This window comes from Metaclostridioides mangenotii (genome assembly GCF_018917235.1).
Lineage (GTDB): Bacteria > Bacillota > Clostridia > Peptostreptococcales > Peptostreptococcaceae > Metaclostridioides.
The window spans coordinates 62,735-83,155 of sequence record NZ_JAHLOF010000006.1; the positions used below are offsets into that span (position 1 = coordinate 62,735).

Genomic DNA, 20,421 nt, shown 5'->3' on the forward strand with positions numbered 1-20,421 from the left:
ATCCAATATTTGCTTAAATCTATACCAATATTTGCTGTTAGGTAAATTATAATCGTACTTAAATAACTCACACTCAATATCTTTTATCTATTATCAATAACTCAGCACCATGCTCTGGTATACTCATTAGTTTTGTATATTCCCCATTTAAATTTATTTCTTGTATTTCGATTTTAGGCTGAATATTTCCCTTTAAATACCTAAGCTCTTCTTGTGTCATATTTTCTGGAGATCCTAAATCTGTCCATTTTTCAAACACTGATCCATGCTCCCTATTTAATTTATAAGTTGTAAATTTATATTTTCCATAAAGATTGGAAATTTTAAATTCTATTTCTCTTAAAGATTTTTCATTATTATTAATATAATATTTCTCGTTATTATTTAATTCCTCCATATCACCTTGCATAAAAAGATCGTCAAAATAAGCGTAATTGTACGCTAATATCTGTATGCTTTCTTCTCTTTTTGTTACAATATAATCATCACTTTGATCAATTATCGTATCTCCTAATTTAGATAATAAATAGTATGCAAAATAACAAGTTTTCTTTAAACCATAATTATTTAAAAGACCGAAACCTCCATGAATAGAGGAAATCCTCAAGTTTTTTGCTTCATACAATTTAGGTAATATGTTGTTATCTATAAACTTTGAAGTCCTAATACTTTTCAAATAGTTTTTAATGATAAAAGTTGCTACATAACTTGCATCATGCTTTAAGTGCTCTTGCTGTGATGATGTATTCCATTCGATTACATGAATTTCAAAGTTGCTATTTAAAATATCGCTTAATTCAGATTTTACTAATTGTAATGTTTTTATTGTACAATTTTTATCATAATAAATTTTTTTTATCTGTGATGCTATTTCATGCTTATCTTTGCGGTTTTTGTTATATAGGATATTTTCTTCCACATCTTTTAATTCAACATATGCAGTATGTATATTAACGCTTAAAAAATCTAAATTAATATTATTTTTCTTGCAAAATTCTACGATATCAAGCAAGCATTTATGTTCTATTATGCTTCCATGGTTTATTGTCGGTCCTCCAACTTTGCACCTTTTAGAAATAGATTTTATAATTTTTATAGAATTTTTATAATACTCTAAGTACTCATCCCCTCTTCCATTACTTTGAAAATACTTATAGTCAGGATAATTCCAAACTTCAAAACACCACGACACTACTTCTTCAAATCCATATCTATCTATACAGTGCTTCATAAACTCTAAAATTACCTCAGTCCATAAATTTATATTGATCAAAGGAGACATATTAACTTTCCATAAGTAATCTTTATTGTCATTATTGAAATTTTTCGATTCGTAAATAAAATCCATTTCAATAAATGGTTTGACTTTGACCTTTACAAACATATCTAGAATTTTATCTACTTCACTCCAGTTATAACTTATTTTCCCGTTATCAGAAAAACTATAAATCATCATATCCTCCATAAACAGTCCGCTCACTCTTATGTATTCAAAGTTAATTTCTCTTTGAAATTCACTCAGTTGTTTTTTAAAATTATTTCTTAAACCAACTGAAGCTCTACCAAATGTAGAAAGTTTTTTCCAATAATGTATTAGCTTCTTACCTCCACTATTCGAATCTATGTAAACGTGTTCAATATTTGAAACATTATTTTTCATATTGCTATTATTAGGAAAAGATAGATAAGTAAATAATTTCTCATATATTAGATCGTTATTTATATCGTAATAAATTTTAGGGGTGTTACTTATATAGTTTTGCTCCAATAATTCTCTATATTCTGAAGGTGAACATCTAAACTTTTTTTTAAATAGTTTATTGAAATAACTTGTACTTGAGAAACCTGTAGATATAGCTATATCAGATATGTTGCTATTACTATTTGTCAATAAATACTCAGCCTTATCTAACCTTATTTTATTTAGATATTCTTGAAAAGACATGCCAATCTTATCTTTAATAAAGTGTGATAAAAAATGATAATTAAGATGATATTTTTCTGCAATCTCTTTTAAAGTAATATTTCTATATAGATTATCGTTAATGTAGTTTATAATATTATTTATCCTCGTAACATCCCGGTCATGATTATGTTTTTTAGTATCTACAATTTCATATTTAAAATTGTTAATTAAGTGATCTCCTAATAAATATAAATAACTACCGACTGTTAACTCATAACCTTTGTTTTTTTGAGTTATATTCCAAGCGATATTTGAGATATAGTTTCTAATAATTTCAAACTTTTCTTCATCGTAGCTATCATTATTAAAGGATTTACATTCAAATTTCAAGTTTTTAAATATAGGGAAACAATCATCATAAAAATCAGGGGCAACTTTAAGAATCAAAACCAAATTTTGGTCTTCTATTTTCTTAATACTATGAAATTCACATCCATTTACTAACATAACATCACTTTCTTTAAGATAGTAAACATCTTTTTCAATACAAACTTCTATACTTCCCTCCAATACAAATATAAATTCATATTCATTATGCCAATGCAGATCAATTTCATCAAATCTTCGAACTGTGGCTTTTATTGGAAGAGTGCCCTCCATAATGATAAAATCATATTTATTAATCATAAATATTCCTCCCTAATTAGTATCAACTAAATATATACTGAATTAATATTATCGGTCATCATAATCCTTATATGTTATCATTTTTTAATACCATTTCGTAGATTTATAGTATTTTTTGTTTTCTTAAAATAAAATGAGCAAATATGATCAATTTTACTAGCAAATTTTACCACATTTATAAGACTTGATATTTTTAATATTAATTTTTAATTTATATATACACAAAATCAAACTACTAATTTTTAAATTTATTTATTAATTTCAATCTATTTCTACCCCTGCTATATATTTCTAAACACCAGTTATTTAGCTAATTCTGGTAAAAATAACATTGTTATAATTTTTTGTTTTTGCTTTATATATTTGGGTATTTTATTATAGTTAAAACTAAATCCATTATGTCAATTTTCTAATTTATTTAGACTAAACGCAAAAAGGGTGAACAACTATAGTTGATCACCTTTTTATCGATTAGATGTGTATATTATTATTTTTTTAAATGTTAATTAGCTATACTATTTTTGTAAATATTTTATTTTTCGTTACTTGTTGCTTTATCTTATTAACTGATTTATAAGATTTTTAACTTATCATAGCCATTATTAATGAGGAAGTTAGAAATTATTGTATAGTAGGCCGGGAACTTCTCTAATCCTTTGCTTGCTCCACCGCCTATTTGTCGGCATTTCTGCACATGTAACTCTTGTAGTCTGCTACGTATACTGCTTAATCTTTTATACAATATATCAACCCCTAATTTCAATCAATTCACCATCTAGTCCTTTGAAAACAACCCTTTTCCATCCAATTTCTTCTGGTACCCTTGGACTAGGAATATGTGGTTCAGTTACAATTGGAACACCTACATTCTTAAGTCTTTGGTAATCGGTATCAAAATCATCGCTAATAAGACAGAAATGAAATCCGCTTTTTTCCTTTTCTTTAGTCCATTGCTCAAATTCTAAAACGGTATCCCCTAATTTAAGATAAACTACTTTTTCAATTTCAGGAACACCCGGAACATCATGTTCAAAATATTTCCTAAATCCGAAATGTTTCTCATAAAAATTAATTGATTTTTGTCTATCCTTTACTGTAAATGCAACATGATCTATTCGTTTAAACATTTAAATTAAATGCCTCCATTCTAAGAATAATTACTTCTTAAGTTTTAAATTGCACTAGTTAATGGTACGTTAACTGGCTATCTTAATTTGCAGTACAACCCAATTTGATGAGCTAGTATTATAGAAACCATGAGTTTCTCCCCTGGGAGACAAAATAATATCTTTTTCGCTTATTACGTATTCATCGTTATTTATTGTTATAGTTCCTTCTCCGGAAATAATATAAAATACTTCGTCAATATTAGAATGCTTATGTTCCGGTGTCGTTTGTCCAGGTTCGTAAAGTAGAAGTCCCACGTCAAGCTGACCTTCTTTGAAAATAGCTTTACGTGCACTCTTCTGGGATTCGAAATCAAGTAAGTTACCTATGTTAATTTTATTCATATTGTTATTTCTCCTTTTTAAATATTATGTGTAAAGTCTTAGTTATTATTTAACGAACTAGTTCATCACAATTATTTTACGACATGTCATTGTATTAAAATAAATCTTAAACACATTATAGATCCTGCACTTACTTATAACAAGTAGGCACCTTTTTGTGATATACTGACCATAAAGTAAGTGTTGCATAATAAATAAAGGAGAGAATAAAATGCCATGTAATAAATCATGCCCTATTGAGCATACAGTAAACTTGATTGGGCACAAATGGAAAGTGCTCATTCTTAGAAATCTAATGAACAACGGTACACAAAGATTTAACGAACTTAACAGAGGAATTGAAGAGATAAGTCAAAAAATGCTTACTCAACAACTTCGACAAATGGAAGCTGATGGGCTTGTTAGCAGAAAAGTTTACCCTGAGGTTCCACCAAGAGTTGAATACTCACTTACAGATCTTGGTCAGACATTAAAACCTGTCTTAGATGCAATGAATCATTGGGGGACATCCCATATAAATTCAGTAAAATTCGAACTTGAGGATATAAAAAAATAGGGTGGCAATTAAGCTATCCTTGTTTTTTATTCGTTCGACAATGATCTATATAAAAACACAGTACAGCAAATATTGATTTCAGGTTTACGACTACTTCTTCTTAACTCGAAACTTCACTTGAAAATAAAATTAATATATATAAGATAAATAAAAAAGCTGCAAACTGATCTTAGTTATCTGTTTGCAGCTTTTTATTTAAGAATAAATTTATGGGTTTATTAGAATGTTGAAGCTATTCTATATATCCCAAACTCCCTATGGCCAAGACTTTCGGCTTTTGATTTTTTACCATTTGATACTTCTACAATTTCTATAAATAACTCTTCTCCTATTTGACTTATTTTTGCACCTTCTGTAATAATTCTACCTGCATTTATATCTATGTTATCAGGCATTTTATTAAAAGTATCAGTATTACCTGTAATCTTTATCACTGGAGATATAGGACTCCCTGTTGGAGTTCCTCTCCCAGTAGAGAAAATAACAATTTGTGCTCCTCCTGCAACCATTCCTGTTATAGAATCTATATCTTGACCTGGAGTATCCATGAAATATAATCCTTTTTTATCTTCTGGCAGTATTTCAGCGTAATCAAGAGCTCCTTTAAAAGGTTGTGTTCCTGCTTTATACATACAACCCAGTGATTTTTCTTCTATAGTAGATAATCCACCTTCTTTGTTTCCAGGCGTAGGTTGACCACTTCTTAAATCTTCACCCATCGCAATTGCTCTTTTTTCAACATCATTTACAAACATTAAGAATTTTTCGCGCATAGAATTGTCTTCAAACCTTTCTGCAAGTAGATGTTCTGCTCCTATTACCTCTGTAGTCTCACTAAGAATAGTACTTCCTCCTTCATCAACTACGCGATTAGAAGCATATCCAATTGATGGATTTGAAGCTATACCACTAGTTGGATCTGATCCTCCACATTCGAGCGCAACTATAAGTTCGCTCATATCAAACTCTACTCTAACTTCTTTTGAAACTACTCGAGCCATCTCTCCAGCTATTTCAGCTCCTTTTGATACTGTTTTTAATGTTCCTCCATTTTCTTGAATAACAACATAATCAACTTTTTTTCCTGTATCTGCAATTGACTCAGCGACATGTTTTGCTTGAATACCATCACATCCTAGACCTACAACTAATACTGCTGCGACATTAGGATTTTTTCCGAATCCAATCAAAGTTTGCTCTGTAAGATCTAAGTCAGATCCAATCTGGCAACATCCATGTTGATGTGGAATAGCAACTGCACCTGGAACTAAAGCTGCAATTCTTGTAGCTGTCTCACTTGCACATACTGATGTTGGAATAACTAAAATATGATTTCGAATACCGAATTTACCATTTTCTCTTAAATAACCCATTAATTTCATATTGTATAACCTCCCTATTGTTTATCTCCACGACCACGTGTACTTTCAATGTTATGTACATGTACGTGGTCACCAATTTTTATATCTTCGTGAGCAACTCCAATTATTTCGCCATATTTAAATACTGTTTGATATTGCTCTACATCTGCTATAGCCATCTTGTGAAATACCGGTATGTCTTCATTAACTGTGTATGTTCTCCCTTCTATAGATACTTGCTCTCCCTTTTTTAAATGTCTAACGCATGTAACTACATTATCTTTTTCATTTGCATGAATAATTGCATTCATATAATAACCTCCTACGATTATGTTTTTAAAATTTTATTTAACCTACTCAAAATTAAACAATAATTTTTGAATAAGATTGTTAGCTTTATAACTAATTTATAATTAGCAAGATCAAATTGCAGTGATCACTTCTTTCTTCTTTTTATCCCTTTTGTCTAAATATGAGACTAATAATGGACAAAGGATCGCTGTTACTATTATAGCTGCTGCAACTTGAACAGTTGAAACTGCTGCAATAGTAGCCAGTGTAGGATCTATAGCTTCCATAGCTTCAGGAGTACCCGCTGCATTCCCAGCTGTAGTACCAGTGGCTGCACCAACTGCTGGATGATCCGCTTTTATAAGTTTCATAGCATAATATCCACCCATGCCAGTTATTAAAGTTACCGCTATACCAAGTGCTACCCCAGGTAATCCTGCAGTTACTATTTGGCTAAAGTTTAATGCTGCCCCTAGTGGAAAGGCAAAGAAAGGTATAAGAAGAGTCGCTCCTGGAGCTAAAAATTTTCTTATATCTTCATCTAAGTTGCCAAGAATAAAACCAATTATTATAGGAATTATTGCAGCGAGCAAAGCTTCAAAGGGAACATTTGCAAGGCCCGTTACTCCAAATGCTAACATTGTAAAGAAAGGACCATCATTTAGAGAAAGTATAGAAATTGCACCTACATCTGTAGAATCACCATATTCGCCAGCTAAAGCAGCAAAAAGACCACCATTTGAATTTGTCATTGTTGCTACAATAGCGAGAGGTGTTATACCTATGATACCTTTTGGGCCAATTAATTTACTTACTATAATACCTAAAATTGCACCTATTAAAAACTTTGTAGCTGTCAATGTAATGCCTTTTATCAGTGGTTTGCCCGCCTGCTTTACATTAATTTGAGCTCCATTGCATAAACAGAATAGACCAAGTAAGCTCATAGCTCCTGTTTTAAATAGTGAAGTTGTGAAACCTCCTATTTCAAGAGCCTGTGGACAGACAGTATTAACTAAAGCTCCCAAAAGCAAAGGAACAACCATTAAACCTCCCGGCAGTTTTTGAACCGATTTTAAAATTTTCACCATTCATCACTCCTTTTTTTATTTATACTTATATAAAAGCAAATAGCATACCAACTAATATTTAAATAAATTATTTAATATCTTTTTTTACTAAATGTGATTTTAACTTATTGCAATTATAGGCTTTATTCAATATTTATTTTTTCAAATAAATCTTATTTATTTGCATTCAATTAATTATTAATCAAAGTTCGTCTAAAAATGAAACGATTAATGTATTATTTTCAAACAGTTAATGTTACATTATTTATAAAAATATTTACACGAAAATAGCCGACTTGTATTTACAAATCGGCTGAAGTGTATTAATTTTTTTCTTTATATTACTTTAAATTATTTTTAATTTTTTTAGTTAGTTATTTCTTTTAACTTTCTCCACAATGTTGATCTAGTAATTTTTAGAATATCACACGTTTTAGTAGTATTCTCCCCTGTTTCTCTGTATACTTTTTCAATATACATCCTTTCCAAAGTTCTTAAATCTACATAATTAGGTATACTATTGCTGTTATTATCTATTAATAGTAATTTATTTGAGATTTCTTTTTTTATTGACTTCCTATTGTCTTCGTACATATAAATTGTATCGTCATATTCTTTTAGTATAAAATCAAAACTATCTAAAACGACTGCTTTTTCAACCATGCCCTCTAACTCTCTGATATTCCCTTCATAATTTATTTGGTATAGTTTTGCTTTTACTTCTTCAGATAATTTTAATTTATTTTTATTATACCTATTTGAATATTTATCTACAAAGAACTCAGTTAATTTAATAATATCTTTTTTCCTTTCCCTTAATGGGGGAATAAAAAGGGTTAATACATTTATTCTATAGAAAAGATCCCTTCTAAAGGTTCCTTCTTTCACCATCACATTTAGGTCTTTATTTGTTGCACATATTATCTTTACATCAATTGGTATAACTTTATCCCCACCTATTCTTACAACTTGCTTTTCTTGTACAACTCTTAACAACCTCCCTTGTAACTGTATTGGAATTTCACTTATTTCATCTAAAAAAATGGTTCCTTGATGAGCTAACTCAAATACTCCAGGTTTTCCTTTTTTTCTAGCTCCTGTAAAAGCGCCTTCTGCATATCCAAAAAATTCACTTTCAATTAGTGATTCCGGTATCGCTGCACAGTTTACTGCTACAAAAGGTTTGTCCCTACGTGCACTGTGTTTATGTATACTTTGACAAAATAACTCCTTACCTACACCTGATTCACCAGTAATTGTTACAGGTGTATTATATTCCGAGTATTTCTTCGCTATCTCTATACATTTGTTTATTTCACTACTATCATGAACTATATCGTCAAACGTAAATCTTGTTGAAAACCCTTTATTAAGCAAACTTCTTCTAATCTTGTGGTCAAATGAACTAATTTCTCTTGTATCTTGAAATGTAGCTACTGCCCCTTGGACTTCATCGTCTAATATAATCGGAACTCTATTTGTTAGTATCTTGTTATTTCTTATGCTTTGAATCTGCCCAAATTGAGGCTTTTTACTTTCAACAACTTTAGGCAATTCTGTATTTGGTATTAAATCTGTTATATCTCTATATAAAGCATCAGCTTTTTTTATACCGAAAATCTCTTCTGCACTTTTATTAAATACTGTAACTTTAAAATTTTTATCTACAGTAATTATTCCATCATGTACAAAGTCAGTCATTGTCTCTATCCTAACCCTGCGTTCTTGCTCAATCTTAGTTGCATTTATTATTTGTATCGCCTCTTTTATAGCTCTAAGAATATTTTCTTTTCTAGATTCAATTAAAATCCCCCTACAATTTAACTTTTCAATTATATGCGCTACAGTGGTATCTCCTATGTAAGTAGTTATACCTTTTTTACGATATTTTTCAATAGCAGCGTATACATCATCTTCTTTCTCTAAAGTAATAGTTGTAATATTGTTGTTTAATATTTCTTCTAATATATCAAAACCATATATCACATTGTTAAACCCAATTATACCTAAAGGTTCATCGCAGTTCTTTACTTCTTTATAACTTTCTATAATATCGTAAGCATCAACCTTAATTTCTACGACGGGTACTTTATATAAAGAATTAAGCATGTTATAAGTCCCGCCTCTACTAACAATTACTCTTGCTCCTTCTTTAATTCCTTCTTCAGCAATGGGTAAACTGTCTTTCAGTGTACCATATTCAACACTAATATTGTCATAACACTCTACTTCGATAATTGACATTGCCCTTTTATACATTTCTCTTGTCGGAGCAATAATGAGTATTTCCTTCATATATGTCACCTCAATTTACAAATTTATCGTCTTCTCAAAAATATTAATTACAGAATGTCACGTTTAATATCCTTAGATAAATCGCTTTAAATATTACAATCATTTTATCATAAATTAATTTTTATGTCTGTTTATTCATATTAATGAAAAAATCATAATTAATTTAAAATAGGGAGAATTTTATATAGAGATAAGTTATAATATACTCATTGAGGAATATAAAACATAGGGGGATTCACAATGAACTTAACAAAAAAATTAATGTCTATGACTTTATCAGTTTTAATATCAATAACTCTAACAATTAATGTATCAGCATATAGACCACCTAACCTTGCACGAATTCAAGGCGCTACTACTTACGAAACGGCAGCACTTATTGCAGATAAACAAACATATAAAACCGCTATAGTAGTAAATCTAGATAATTCGATTGCTGATGGATTAAGTGCAAGTGGATTGTCTGGAGCCACAAACTCACCAATATTGCTGACAAAAAAGGACTCTATTCCGGATGTAACAATGTCTAGATTATCTAAAGTAAATAAAGTGTACATAATAGGAGGAGTTAACTCAGTAAGTGCAAAAGTCGAAAACTCATTAAAATCTAAAGGTATAGATATCGCTAGAATCAGCGGAAGTGATAGAATACAAACAAGTTTAAATGTGGCGACTGAAGTAAAAAAATTGAGTAATTCAGATATCGTGTTTTTAACTAACGCATATAAAGGTGAAGCTGATTCTATAAGTATAGCTGCAATAGCGGCAAGAGAAAAATGTGTTGTAATCCTAACTGACGGAAAGAAAACTACATATAATCTAAAAAATAAAACTAATTATATGGTTGGTGGTAAAGTATCTATGAGTGAATCATTCGAATCTCAAGGCGAATATTTAACCAGACTTGGTGGCGCAGATAGATTTGAGACAAACTACCTTATAATATCTGCTTTCTACTTAGAAGGAAATGGTGACGATCAAAATTATGATTCAAACGAATTTTATGTAGCTGATGGATATAACCTTGTGAACGCTCTAGTAGGTTCTTCTATAGCTAAATATATACCAATAGCATTAGTTTCAGATAGCAGTGATAAAAGTTTATTTTTGGGTTCAAATAAAATTACAGCGATTGGTTCTTTTTCAGATAAAACAATAAACAGTTGTCTTGATCCTGTACCGATAATTGGAAGATACATGGGCAATTGGAAAAATAACTCAGGTAAAACTATCTTAATCGAGGAAGAGCATATATATATAGGTAACTCACCAGATCCGAATGAAAACCCAGACTATAATTTTGATATTGTAAAAATAGATGAAAAAAACAAACAATTGCATATAAAAATTTACTTTAATGGTTATGCTGATGTATATAGAATAGGTATTGAAGGTAATAAGCTTAAATTCGAAACACCAGGTCCTACTGGTATGTTTGATAAAGTAGAATATTATGATGATGCAAATCTTTACTAAATATAATACAAAGCTAAAATGACATCACTTTGTTATTTTCTTTTAAATTAAAATAGGGCAGTAGATTTAACTACTGCCCTATTTTTTCTATTCTATTATTGATTTCTCCCAAACTTATATCCTCAAACAAGGTTCGTAGATATTATCTGTAGAATTATTTTTCTTCGTGAAGGTATCGCCACTTTGCTTATGTCGGCTTTTTGTTTATTTATAAAACATTAAGTTATGTTTGAAACCAAAACCATAGGGTATTATATATATTAAATCAAATAAGTGAAAACATAATTTTACATAAATTATTAAAAATTAGGAGGAATGAATATGAACAATTATGCAGAAATAATTAAATACGCAATGAACCTAGAAAAAAAAGCAGAGGAATTTTACGGATTTTATAAAGACAAAGCACAAAGTAAGGCCATAAAAGATGTATTTGAAGGACTTGCTTCAATGGAGGATGAACACTACAATATATTAGAGAAACAACTTATAAGAGCCGAAAACAATGAACCATTTGACGAGGTAAATTTAAAATTAGAAGATGGAGAAAAAATAATATTTAGTAGGGAAAAAGATCTAGATAATGTAAACTTGTCTTATGAGTTATCAGATCTACCAATACTTAGAATGGCATATACTCTTGAAAACGACTTTGCAAACTTCTATGAAAAAGCTGCAGCAAAAGCAACTGATCCAAACGCAAAAAAACTTCTAGAGACTCTAGCTTATTGGGAAAATGAACATAGACAAGCATTCGCAGCTGAAATAGAATACGCTACACAAAATTCATGGTTTGAACAAGAATTCTTCCCATTTTAAATTCAAGCAAATTATTTCAAAATACAAATAAGTTTTCAAAGTGTATTTATAAAAATCACATAAAGTAAATAATAAAAAACGAATTTCTAAAATTAGAAATTCGTTTTTTATTATTTAGTGTATATTGAATTAAAAATTTTAGACAGGACATACTAAATTTATTATTAATAATCATTAAAGGAGTTTATGCATATGGTTGTTATTTTTATTAGAAGTATTATATTGTATGTAGCAGTTTTAATTGCTCTTAGAATTATGGGTAAAGGTGAAATTGCTGAAATGAACTGTTTCGATTTAGTTATCACTCTATTAATTGCAGAAGTTGCTGCTTTCCCTATGGAGAATAACGATATACCTATCATAAATGGAGTTGCTGCTATAACAGGCCTTGTGTTAATGCAAACAATTGTGTCATTCATTGGACTTAAAAGTAAAATCTTTCATTCTATATTGTCAGGTAAACCTTCAATACTAATCGATAAAGGTAAGATACAGTACAAAGAGTTAAAAAAGGATAGAATCAATCTAGAAGAATTATTAGAACAACTTAGAATAGAAGGCTATTTTAATCTTAAAGAAATTCAATACGCAATACTTGAAACTGACGGAAATTTAAGTGTTGTACCGACGACTAATTATAATAGTACCCCTTCTCAAGCTTTTTTACACCTTCCAATATCTTTGATTATTGATGGAGTTATTTCAAAAAATGGTTTACAGGCTGCCGAAAAAGATGAAGAATGGCTTATGGGAATCTTAAAATCAAATCATATTGAGAATCCAAAAGATGTTCTTATCTGTATATTGGATGAATACGATAAAATATTTATTCAAGCAAAACATGTATAGGTGGTGATTATTATTAAATCAACAGTTTTTGCAGTAGTTTGGACAGTTCTATTTTTAGCCTTTGGCGTTTATATTACAAATAGTATAAATGAATATACTAGCGATTATCAAAGCGATTTAGTTAAGTTAGAGCATTTTATTGATGAAGATAATTGGGATAAAGCCAAAGAAGAAGCAGAAAAAATCTCTGAGGAATGGGATAAAAAACAAAAAAAATGGTATAAAACATTGGACCATGCATCTTTTAACCTAATTGGAACTCATCTTAATATACTAAAAAAATGTATTATAATAGAAGATAAAGCAACTTCTTATGAACAAATAGAAAATATTAAAAGTCATATTTCTAACATAAGGGGTAATGTTAACTTTGGCCTAGACTATATATTCTAATAACAAAAACCTTCCAATAGTATTTAAACTTTTGGAAGGTTTTATTATATTTATTTTAGTAAGATTAATAATTATTTACTACCTTTCATAGCTTTAATCTTTAAAGGTAATGTAAACAGATTTATAAAACCTTCAGCATCTTTATGATCATAAAGCTCGCTGTCCCCAAAAGATGATATACCTTGATCATAAAGTGAGTTATCTGAGAATATACCTGCAGGTTTAATATTTCCTTTGTAAAGTTTAAGCTTTACTGAGCCAGTAACATTGTCTTGTGTTGACTCTATAAATGCATCTATTGCCTCTCTTAATTTAGAATACCATAATCCATCGTAAACAAGTTCTCCGTACTTATAAGAAACTAATTGCTTGTAGTGTAGAGTATCTTTATCTAATGTAGCACTTTCTAATATATTGTGTGCTTCATAAAGTATTGTTCCTCCTGGCGTTTCATAAATTCCTCTTGACTTCATACCAACTAATCTGTTTTCAAGGATATCTACAACGCCAATACCGTGTTTCTTGCCAAGTTCATTAACTTTTTTAACTAGTTCAACTGGTGCTAATACTTCTCCATTAATTTTTTTAGGAGTTCCTTTTTCAAAGAAAATCTCTACATATTCTGCTGTATCACAGGCCTTTTCAGGCGAAACACACTCTTTATATACTAACTCTGGATTGTGTTCATTTCTTAGATCTTCTATATCTCCACCTTCAGTAGATACATGCCAAAGGTTAGCATCTACTGAGTATATCTTTTCTTTAGTAGCTGTAACTTCTATATTGTGCTTATTTGCATAGTCTATAGCATCTTCTCTAGATTTTATATCCCACATTCTCCAAGGAGCGATAACTTTAATACTTGGATCTAATGCTGCTATTGTAGCTTCAAATCTAACTTGATCATTACCTTTACCTGTACAACCGTGGCAAATATATTTAGCACCTTCTTTGTGCGCAACTTCTACAAGTCTTTTAGCTATAATCGGTCTAGCTAAAGATGTACCTAATAAATATTTTCCCTCGTATTTTGCTTCAGCTTTTATAGCTTTAAAAATAGTTTCTGTAACAAATTCTTCACATATATCATCAACATACGCTTTTGATGCACCGCTCTTTAAAGCTTTGTTGTATACATCTTGCATCTTGTCTTCTTGACCAACATTACCACACACTGCAATTACTTCTATATCATCATAAGTCTCTTTTAACCAAGGTATTATTATTGAAGTGTCTAATCCTCCAGAATACGCTAAAACAACTTTTTCTTTCATATCAATTTCCTCCCAATTTACTATTTTATTATTACTATCTCGAATTTATATTTACATTTGTAATTTTTAATTTTCTTCAATTGAATTATAAATACATCCTTAAATATATTAAGTCTGTCTCTAGAAAACCAAGTCCTAATATATTATATGACATGTAATTATTGAATTTTAGTACTAAAAAAGCCTCTTAGTAAAATACTAAGAGGCGAATATCCGCGGTACCACTCTAATTGATAAGTTAACTTATCCACTCAATCTCTTAAGGCGAGAATTCCTACCACCATACTAACCTTTTCTGGCGATATCCTCCAAAGCTCTCTTCACTAAAATTCATTTGCCAAGCTTCCACCACCCTCGGCTCTCTATAAAATTCCATCAAGCTAATCTCTTTTTCACAGGATTTAATTATATTGCTTTGTAACCAATATCATAATTTATTTTTGATAATCTGTCAATTAAAATTTAAAATAAATATTAATATTTTACATCATGAAGTACTAAGCCTTTAGATTTCGCAGTCTCTGAGGCAATACTCCTATTTTTTGCTAATATAAGATTTTTCATTTGCTCCGGTTCAAACTTACCATGTCCAATGTCTATTAATGTACCTACAATTATTCTCACCATGTTGTGTAAAAATCCATTACCTTTTATATAAATATCTATATTTCCATCTTTTGAAGCAATTTCTATACTGTATATAGTTCTGACATTAGATTTTTTCTTTGATCTGGATGATACAAAACTAGAGAAATCGTGCTCTCCTATCAAGTATTTACTTGCATCTTTCATTTTTTTCACATCCAACTTTTTTGGTATATGAGTTCTGTATTTTCTTGTGAAAGGACTAGGATAATCATTGTTATCTATTTTATAAACATATGTTTTAGACTTAACATTGTATCTTGAATGGAATCTGTCATCGACCTCTTCAACTGAATTGACAACAATATCTTCAGGCAAATACATATACAAATATTTTTGTATTTTATTAGTAGATTCATTAGAATTAGTTTTAAAATTTGCTACTTGGTATCTAGCATGAACCCCCATATCAGTCCTTCCTGATGCAATTATCTCAATATTCTCTCCTGTCAATTTGCTTAATACAGACTCTATTTTCTCCTGTATTGTCATATCATTATCTGCAAGTCTTTGAAATCCTTTGTATCTTGAACCGTCATACGATATTACTAGTTTTATATTTCTCATTTTATACTTCCTTTATTTTAGACTTTAACTACCTTATTAGCTAAGGTAAATGTTATTGTTGTACCTTCGTTTTTCTTACTATTTATGATCATAGTTCCACCGTGAAGTTTAACAATTTCATTGCTTATAGCTAGTCCTAAACCACTGCCAGCTTTATTGTAATCTTCTTGGAAAAATTTATCTAAAACTTTACTTAAGTTTTGTTCTTCTATACCTGCTCCATTGTCTTCAACCTTTATAGTCGTCATCTCTTCATCTTGCGAAACATACAATTTCACATATCCTTCTGAATCTGTAAACTTTAGTGAATTTTGGATCAAGTTGATAAGCACTTGTCTCAATCTATTTTTATCGCCTTGTATAGTCACCATCTCTTCGTTTTCAAATTCAAATAATAACTCAACGTTCTTTTCTGAAGCCTTTACCTTAAGTTGATTTACTACTCCTACAACTAAACCTTCAACATCCACTTCATCAATATTAATTTTAATTCTATCAGATGATAATCTTGAGAAATCCAAAAGTTCTTCAACAAGTTTTATAAGTCGAGCTGTTTCATCTTGAATTATTCCAAGTCCTAGGTCTAGCTCTTCCCTTGTTATGCTTTCAAATCCAAGGGTTTCACTCCACCCTTTTATCGAAGTTAAAGGTGTCCTAAGTTCATGTGAAATAGAAGATATAAATTCTTCCTTTAGTTTTTCACTCTTATCTATTTCATAAGCCATATGCTCAAAAGTCTGTGCCAATTCCCCAATCTCATCATCAACAATAGTTGAATGTTTAAGTTTAACTTTATAGTTACCGTTAGCTAGTTCGTTTGCAAATTTTTTAAGTTCGCTAAGTGGATTTATAAGAGTTTCAGCAAACTTTAAACTTATTGCGACTGCTATTAATAGTATAAGTATACCAGCTAGGACTAACCATAATGCCTGCATAGCTATAGCTTTGTCAATTTCTTCAAGTGAAGTGGTATATCTTACTACACCTTCGATGGTATTGTTTGACTTTAAAGGTGCCGATATACTCATAACATGTTCTCCAGTTTCTGGAATTTTATAAGTATATGGAGCATAAGTTTTAGAATCTCTTAGCGCTCTTTCAACATCGTCGTAGTATACCTTTTCATTGCTTTTAAAACCATACTGATCTAATATTAAACGTCTATTTTTATCTATAATAGATACTCCAAATTTTGAGTTTTTATCTAAACTTTGTCTTTCGTAAATATTGTTTATTTTTGTCTCAAAACTAGTAGTGTCAACAGCATCCGTTTTATACGTCCAGTCAGTTGTGTAGTTTAATAGTTGGGCTCTTAATAACTGTCTAGTTGATTCATAGTAGTTATTCTGTATGTAAAACATAAACATGCCTTCAAATAGGACGACCATTATTATTATAATTATAAAGTGATTTTTGATTACTTTTTTTCTTAATCCGTCAAAGTGTAGCACTACTCATCTTCTTCCTTTCTAAAACAATAGCCATATCCCCAAATTGTTTGAATATACTTCGGTTTAGATGGATCATCTTCAATTTTATTTCTAATTCTTCTAATATTTACATCGACTATTTTAAAGTCGTATAGATAGTTAGCTCCCCACACTTCGTCTAAAATTTGGTCTCTACTCAATGATTGTTTAGCATTAGACATCAAATATTTAACAATTGAAAATTCTGTAGGTGTAAGTTCTATTTCTTTATTATTTTTAAAAAGTTTTCTCTTGTCTATATCAAGCACAAATGGTGGGAAAACTATCTCACTTACATTAGAGCTATTTTCTTCTTTATTTACCCTTCTAAGAAGTGCTGTTACTCTAACTAAAAGCTCTTTTATACTAAAAGGTTTGACTATATAGTCGTCTGCACCAGATATAAAACCTTCTATTTTATCATCTTCTTGAGCCTTTGCTGTAAGCATTATTATACCTACCTGATCAAAATTCTCTCTTATGAATTTACACACTTCTATACCACTCATATCTGGTAACATAACATCCAAAAGTGCTAAAGATATGTTCCCTTCTGATGTCATTTTTTCTATCGCTTCTTGGCCTGTTCCGGCTTCTATTATCTCATAACCTTCTCTTTTTAAGTTGATACTAACAAAACTTCTTATTCCAATCTCATCTTCTAAAACTAATATTTTTCCTTTCACAATATAACCTCCATGTTAACAATATATTATTCGTAAATAAGTGAAAAATAATCATCTTTAATTACCTCTGCTGTTAGATCCAATTTTTTTGTTTCTTCAATGTTATTTATAGTCAAAAAGTAATTGTAATCCTCTGTTTCTTTTAATGTAATCGGGTTGTGTGAATTTTTACCTTGACTTTCATCAATTTTACTTTTATTTTCAACTGTTATATAGAATAGATTTTTTCGCTCAGAATCTACTGAATCATAATAGTAGAATTTAAAAACAGAAGTTTTCGGATTTTTACCATTAACCAACTCTTCCTCAACAATAACCTTGCCAGTCAAATTATTTGGAATCAATACTTTATAGTTGCATTTGTAATTGTAATAAATTTGAGATGAGAAAGATTTATAACCTTTTCTACCACTCCATTTATACCAAGTAACGTTGGCTTCATCTTTAGATTTATAAGTAACATCATTTGTAGGTATTTCTAAAATTTTATCTTTATCTATATCTCTAATAGGTATATAGTACGGTTTTATAATTTCATTATCTACAAATGCTTTTTCAATTTTATTGTTTTGCATATAAAGTATATTTGTGCTGTAATAACCACCTTTTAAAATCGGAATATCTACTACAACACCTCTTCTTTTTGCCGAAACTCTACCAATATTTAGATACATTTCGCTTATATTTTTTACATTCTGAAAAACTGTAGTATCCTTGTGAATCAAAGTATCGTCAAAATTTAATACACTTACATATGCTTCATTAGTTTTCGGATTTAAGTTAACCATAACTATATCTAGTAAACCATCACTATCCATTTTACCTATTTGAATCTTCATGTCAGTTAAATTTTCTGAGTTTTCTATCCAGCTTGGTTCAACTGTGTATAGTTTTTTTATTTTATTATTTATATAACTATATATATGCATAGTAGTTTTATCTTTCGATTTGGATAAAATAACAATCTCTTTATGTCCATCATTATTTAAATCATAAAAATTAGCATATTCAATTGAATCCCCGTCTATAAGTTCCTCATCGTCAAATGAGTAGTTGTCATTAGTTTTTCTTAGAATCATAAATCCCACTTTGTTAGATGAATTTTCATTAAGATTTTCAGATTTCTTAAATGCTACTACTTCTTCAACACCATTTCCATTTAAATCTACATTATTTATCGTACCAACATCTTTAGAATTAGAGGGAAGAGTAAATGACGTATTTGGAGGTAGTAATTTACTGATACCATCTTCTAATGATTTTTTATCTATATCATATTTTGGCTTGTCAACTAAATTTTCAGCTGAATCTGTTTTCATATTACATCCAGAACTAAAAGCCATAACTAAAACTGCCAAAATAATTAGCTTATATGATTTCATATATTCCTCCTATCACTTACTCAGACTCATTTTTTCTAGGCGGTTTTGGTCCCATGTATTGATAATAATAAGTTTTTAACATACCATTGTAGAGTTTTCTTTTTTTATCAGCAGCCTTACCAAACTCATATTCAAACTCTTCAAATGACGTAATTAAATAATAAGACCAATTTTTAAGTTTTTTAAATGCATAGCCAATTTCCTTATAAAGTTGCTTGATAGTGTCTTTATCTTCAAGTCTTTCTCCATAAGGTGGATTAGTTATTATAAACCCATACTCCTCATCGCTTTTAAACTTAGTAACATCTCCAACCTCGAATTCTATATAGTCCTCTACACCTGCTATTTCTGCATTTTCTTTTGCTATATCTATACTTTCCTGGTCTATATCGTATCCTTTAATTTTAAATTCTCTTTCTGATTCTATTTTATCAAATGCATCTCTTCTTACATCCCACCAAAAACTTTTATCATAAGTTCTCCATTTTTCTGATATAAACTCTCTATTAAGTCCTGGAGCCATATTAAGTCCAATCATAGCAGCTTCTATTAATATAGTTCCCGATCCGCACATCGGATCCACTAAAGTCCTACCTGGTCTCCAAGGAGTCAAATATACAAGACCAGCAGCCAAGGTTTCTCTTATAGGAGCTTTGTTTGCCTTTTCTCTATATCCCCTCTTATGCAACGCGTCTCCAGTAGTATCTATGGTTAGTACAACCTTATCTTTATGTATAAATACAAAAATCGGGTACTTTTCTTTATCTTCCTTTAATAATCCGCATTCTAAATAACTCTTTTTAAGACTATCTACTACGGCCTTTTTGACAATAGACTGTATATCTGGCGTGCTGTGAAGTTTAGATTTTATTGATGAAGCTTTTGAAATAGGAAACTCAGCTCCATAAGGTATAAAGCTAGACCAATTTATTCTTTTTGTATTTTCATACAATTCATCAAAACTCTTTGCTTCAAATTCTGCAACTTTTAAGTGAATTCTCTCAGCACATCTTAACCATATATTTGATTTAGCTATTCCAGTTTCATCAGTTTTATACGTGACTCTCCCGTCTTCTGTCTTTATAATCTCAAATCCTAAATCCTTTATTTCTCTAGCTAACATTTTTTCCATACCGAAAAAGCATGGTGCTACCAATGTGTAATTTTTCATTTTCCCTCCTAAT

General features: G+C 29.9%; 18 protein-coding genes and 1 other annotated feature. Of the genes, 5 read left to right on the forward strand and 13 right to left on the reverse strand.

Translation table 11 applies throughout. The features are described 5' to 3' along the window. Positions 1–73: 73 nt before the first annotated feature. From KQI18_RS09905 to KQI18_RS09915, 3 genes are all read right to left on the reverse strand, one after another. Positions 74–2,593 (reverse strand): GH39 family glycosyl hydrolase, encoded by a 2,520-nt coding sequence (locus tag KQI18_RS09905; protein ID WP_216467664.1) that lies wholly within the window; start codon positions 2,591–2,593, stop codon positions 74–76. 746 nt (positions 2,594–3,339) lie between these two features. After that, complete coding sequence (locus tag KQI18_RS09910; protein WP_216467666.1) at positions 3,340–3,720, reverse strand: VOC family protein; 381 nt, start codon at positions 3,718–3,720, stop codon at positions 3,340–3,342. 69 nt (positions 3,721–3,789) lie between these two features. Next, positions 3,790–4,104, reverse strand: coding sequence for a cupin domain-containing protein (locus tag KQI18_RS09915; RefSeq protein WP_216467667.1), 315 nt, complete (start codon positions 4,102–4,104; stop codon positions 3,790–3,792). 211 nt (positions 4,105–4,315) lie between these two features. On the opposite strand from KQI18_RS09915, the gene KQI18_RS09920 reads away from it, so the two are divergent. Continuing rightward, positions 4,316–4,660, forward strand: coding sequence for a winged helix-turn-helix transcriptional regulator (locus KQI18_RS09920; protein WP_216467669.1), 345 nt, complete (start codon positions 4,316–4,318; stop codon positions 4,658–4,660). 218 nt (positions 4,661–4,878) lie between these two features. Here KQI18_RS09920 and KQI18_RS09925 read toward each other — a convergent pair whose 3' ends face one another. From KQI18_RS09925 to KQI18_RS09940, 4 genes are all read right to left on the reverse strand, one after another. Then, positions 4,879–6,042: a UxaA family hydrolase gene (locus KQI18_RS09925; protein WP_216467670.1), complete on the reverse strand. Its 1,164-nt coding sequence runs from the start codon at positions 6,040–6,042 to the stop codon at positions 4,879–4,881. A 14-nt stretch (positions 6,043–6,056) separates the two neighbouring features. Beyond that, positions 6,057–6,332, reverse strand: a complete 276-nt coding sequence (locus KQI18_RS09930; protein WP_216467671.1) for a UxaA family hydrolase — start codon at positions 6,330–6,332, stop codon at positions 6,057–6,059. A gap of 111 nt (positions 6,333–6,443) precedes the next feature. Further along, positions 6,444–7,403 (reverse strand): 2-keto-3-deoxygluconate permease, encoded by a 960-nt coding sequence (locus tag KQI18_RS09935; protein WP_236887727.1) that lies wholly within the window; start codon positions 7,401–7,403, stop codon positions 6,444–6,446. Between the two features lie 345 nt (positions 7,404–7,748). Further along, positions 7,749–9,677 carry a sigma 54-interacting transcriptional regulator gene (locus KQI18_RS09940; RefSeq protein WP_216467672.1) on the reverse strand — a complete coding sequence of 643 codons (1,929 nt, stop codon included), beginning with the start codon at positions 9,675–9,677 and terminating at the stop codon, positions 7,749–7,751. Positions 9,678–9,917: 240 nt separating this feature from the next. Here KQI18_RS09940 and KQI18_RS09945 point away from each other — a divergent pair, with 240 nt between their 5' ends. The 4 genes from KQI18_RS09945 (at position 9,918) to KQI18_RS09960 (ending at position 13,214) form a co-directional block, all read left to right on the forward strand. Then, entirely contained in the window at positions 9,918–11,153 is a 1,236-nt protein-coding gene (locus tag KQI18_RS09945) for a cell wall-binding repeat-containing protein (protein ID WP_236887728.1), read from the forward strand. A 321-nt stretch (positions 11,154–11,474) separates the two neighbouring features. Next, the gene (locus KQI18_RS09950) at positions 11,475–11,972 is read left to right on the forward strand and encodes a ferritin-like domain-containing protein (protein ID WP_216467673.1); all 498 of its coding nucleotides are present in this window, start codon (positions 11,475–11,477) and stop codon (positions 11,970–11,972) included. A 192-nt stretch (positions 11,973–12,164) separates the two neighbouring features. After that, complete coding sequence (locus KQI18_RS09955) at positions 12,165–12,821, forward strand: DUF421 domain-containing protein (protein ID WP_216467674.1); 657 nt, start codon at positions 12,165–12,167, stop codon at positions 12,819–12,821. A gap of 3 nt (positions 12,822–12,824) precedes the next feature. Beyond that, positions 12,825–13,214 (forward strand): DUF4363 family protein, encoded by a 390-nt coding sequence (locus KQI18_RS09960; protein WP_216467676.1) that lies wholly within the window; start codon positions 12,825–12,827, stop codon positions 13,212–13,214. Between the two features lie 71 nt (positions 13,215–13,285). Here the strand turns inward: KQI18_RS09960 and KQI18_RS09965 are convergent, their stop codons facing one another. The 6 genes from KQI18_RS09965 to KQI18_RS09990 form a co-directional block, all read right to left on the reverse strand. Beyond that, the gene (locus KQI18_RS09965; RefSeq protein ID WP_216467678.1) at positions 13,286–14,488 is read right to left on the reverse strand and encodes an argininosuccinate synthase; all 1,203 of its coding nucleotides are present in this window, start codon (positions 14,486–14,488) and stop codon (positions 13,286–13,288) included. A 198-nt stretch (positions 14,489–14,686) separates the two neighbouring features. Continuing rightward, positions 14,687–14,893 (reverse strand) — a binding site (T-box leader). A 69-nt stretch (positions 14,894–14,962) separates the two neighbouring features. Next, entirely contained in the window at positions 14,963–15,700 is a 738-nt protein-coding gene (gene truA, locus KQI18_RS09970) for a tRNA pseudouridine(38-40) synthase TruA (protein WP_216467680.1), read from the reverse strand. A gap of 17 nt (positions 15,701–15,717) precedes the next feature. Continuing rightward, positions 15,718–17,151: an ATP-binding protein gene (locus KQI18_RS09975; RefSeq protein WP_216467682.1), complete on the reverse strand. Its 1,434-nt coding sequence runs from the start codon at positions 17,149–17,151 to the stop codon at positions 15,718–15,720. Continuing rightward, complete coding sequence (walR, locus tag KQI18_RS09980; RefSeq protein WP_216467683.1) at positions 17,151–17,855, reverse strand: cell wall metabolism DNA-binding response regulator WalR; 705 nt, start codon at positions 17,853–17,855, stop codon at positions 17,151–17,153. The genes KQI18_RS09975 and walR overlap by 1 nt, the downstream gene beginning before the upstream one ends. A gap of 26 nt (positions 17,856–17,881) precedes the next feature. Further along, a complete protein-coding gene (locus tag KQI18_RS09985; protein ID WP_216467684.1) occupies positions 17,882–19,237 on the reverse strand; it encodes a VCBS repeat-containing protein in 1,356 nt (451 codons plus the stop codon). A gap of 16 nt (positions 19,238–19,253) precedes the next feature. Beyond that, the gene (locus KQI18_RS09990; protein ID WP_216467685.1) at positions 19,254–20,408 is read right to left on the reverse strand and encodes a THUMP domain-containing class I SAM-dependent RNA methyltransferase; all 1,155 of its coding nucleotides are present in this window, start codon (positions 20,406–20,408) and stop codon (positions 19,254–19,256) included. Positions 20,409–20,421: the final 13 nt, after the last annotated feature.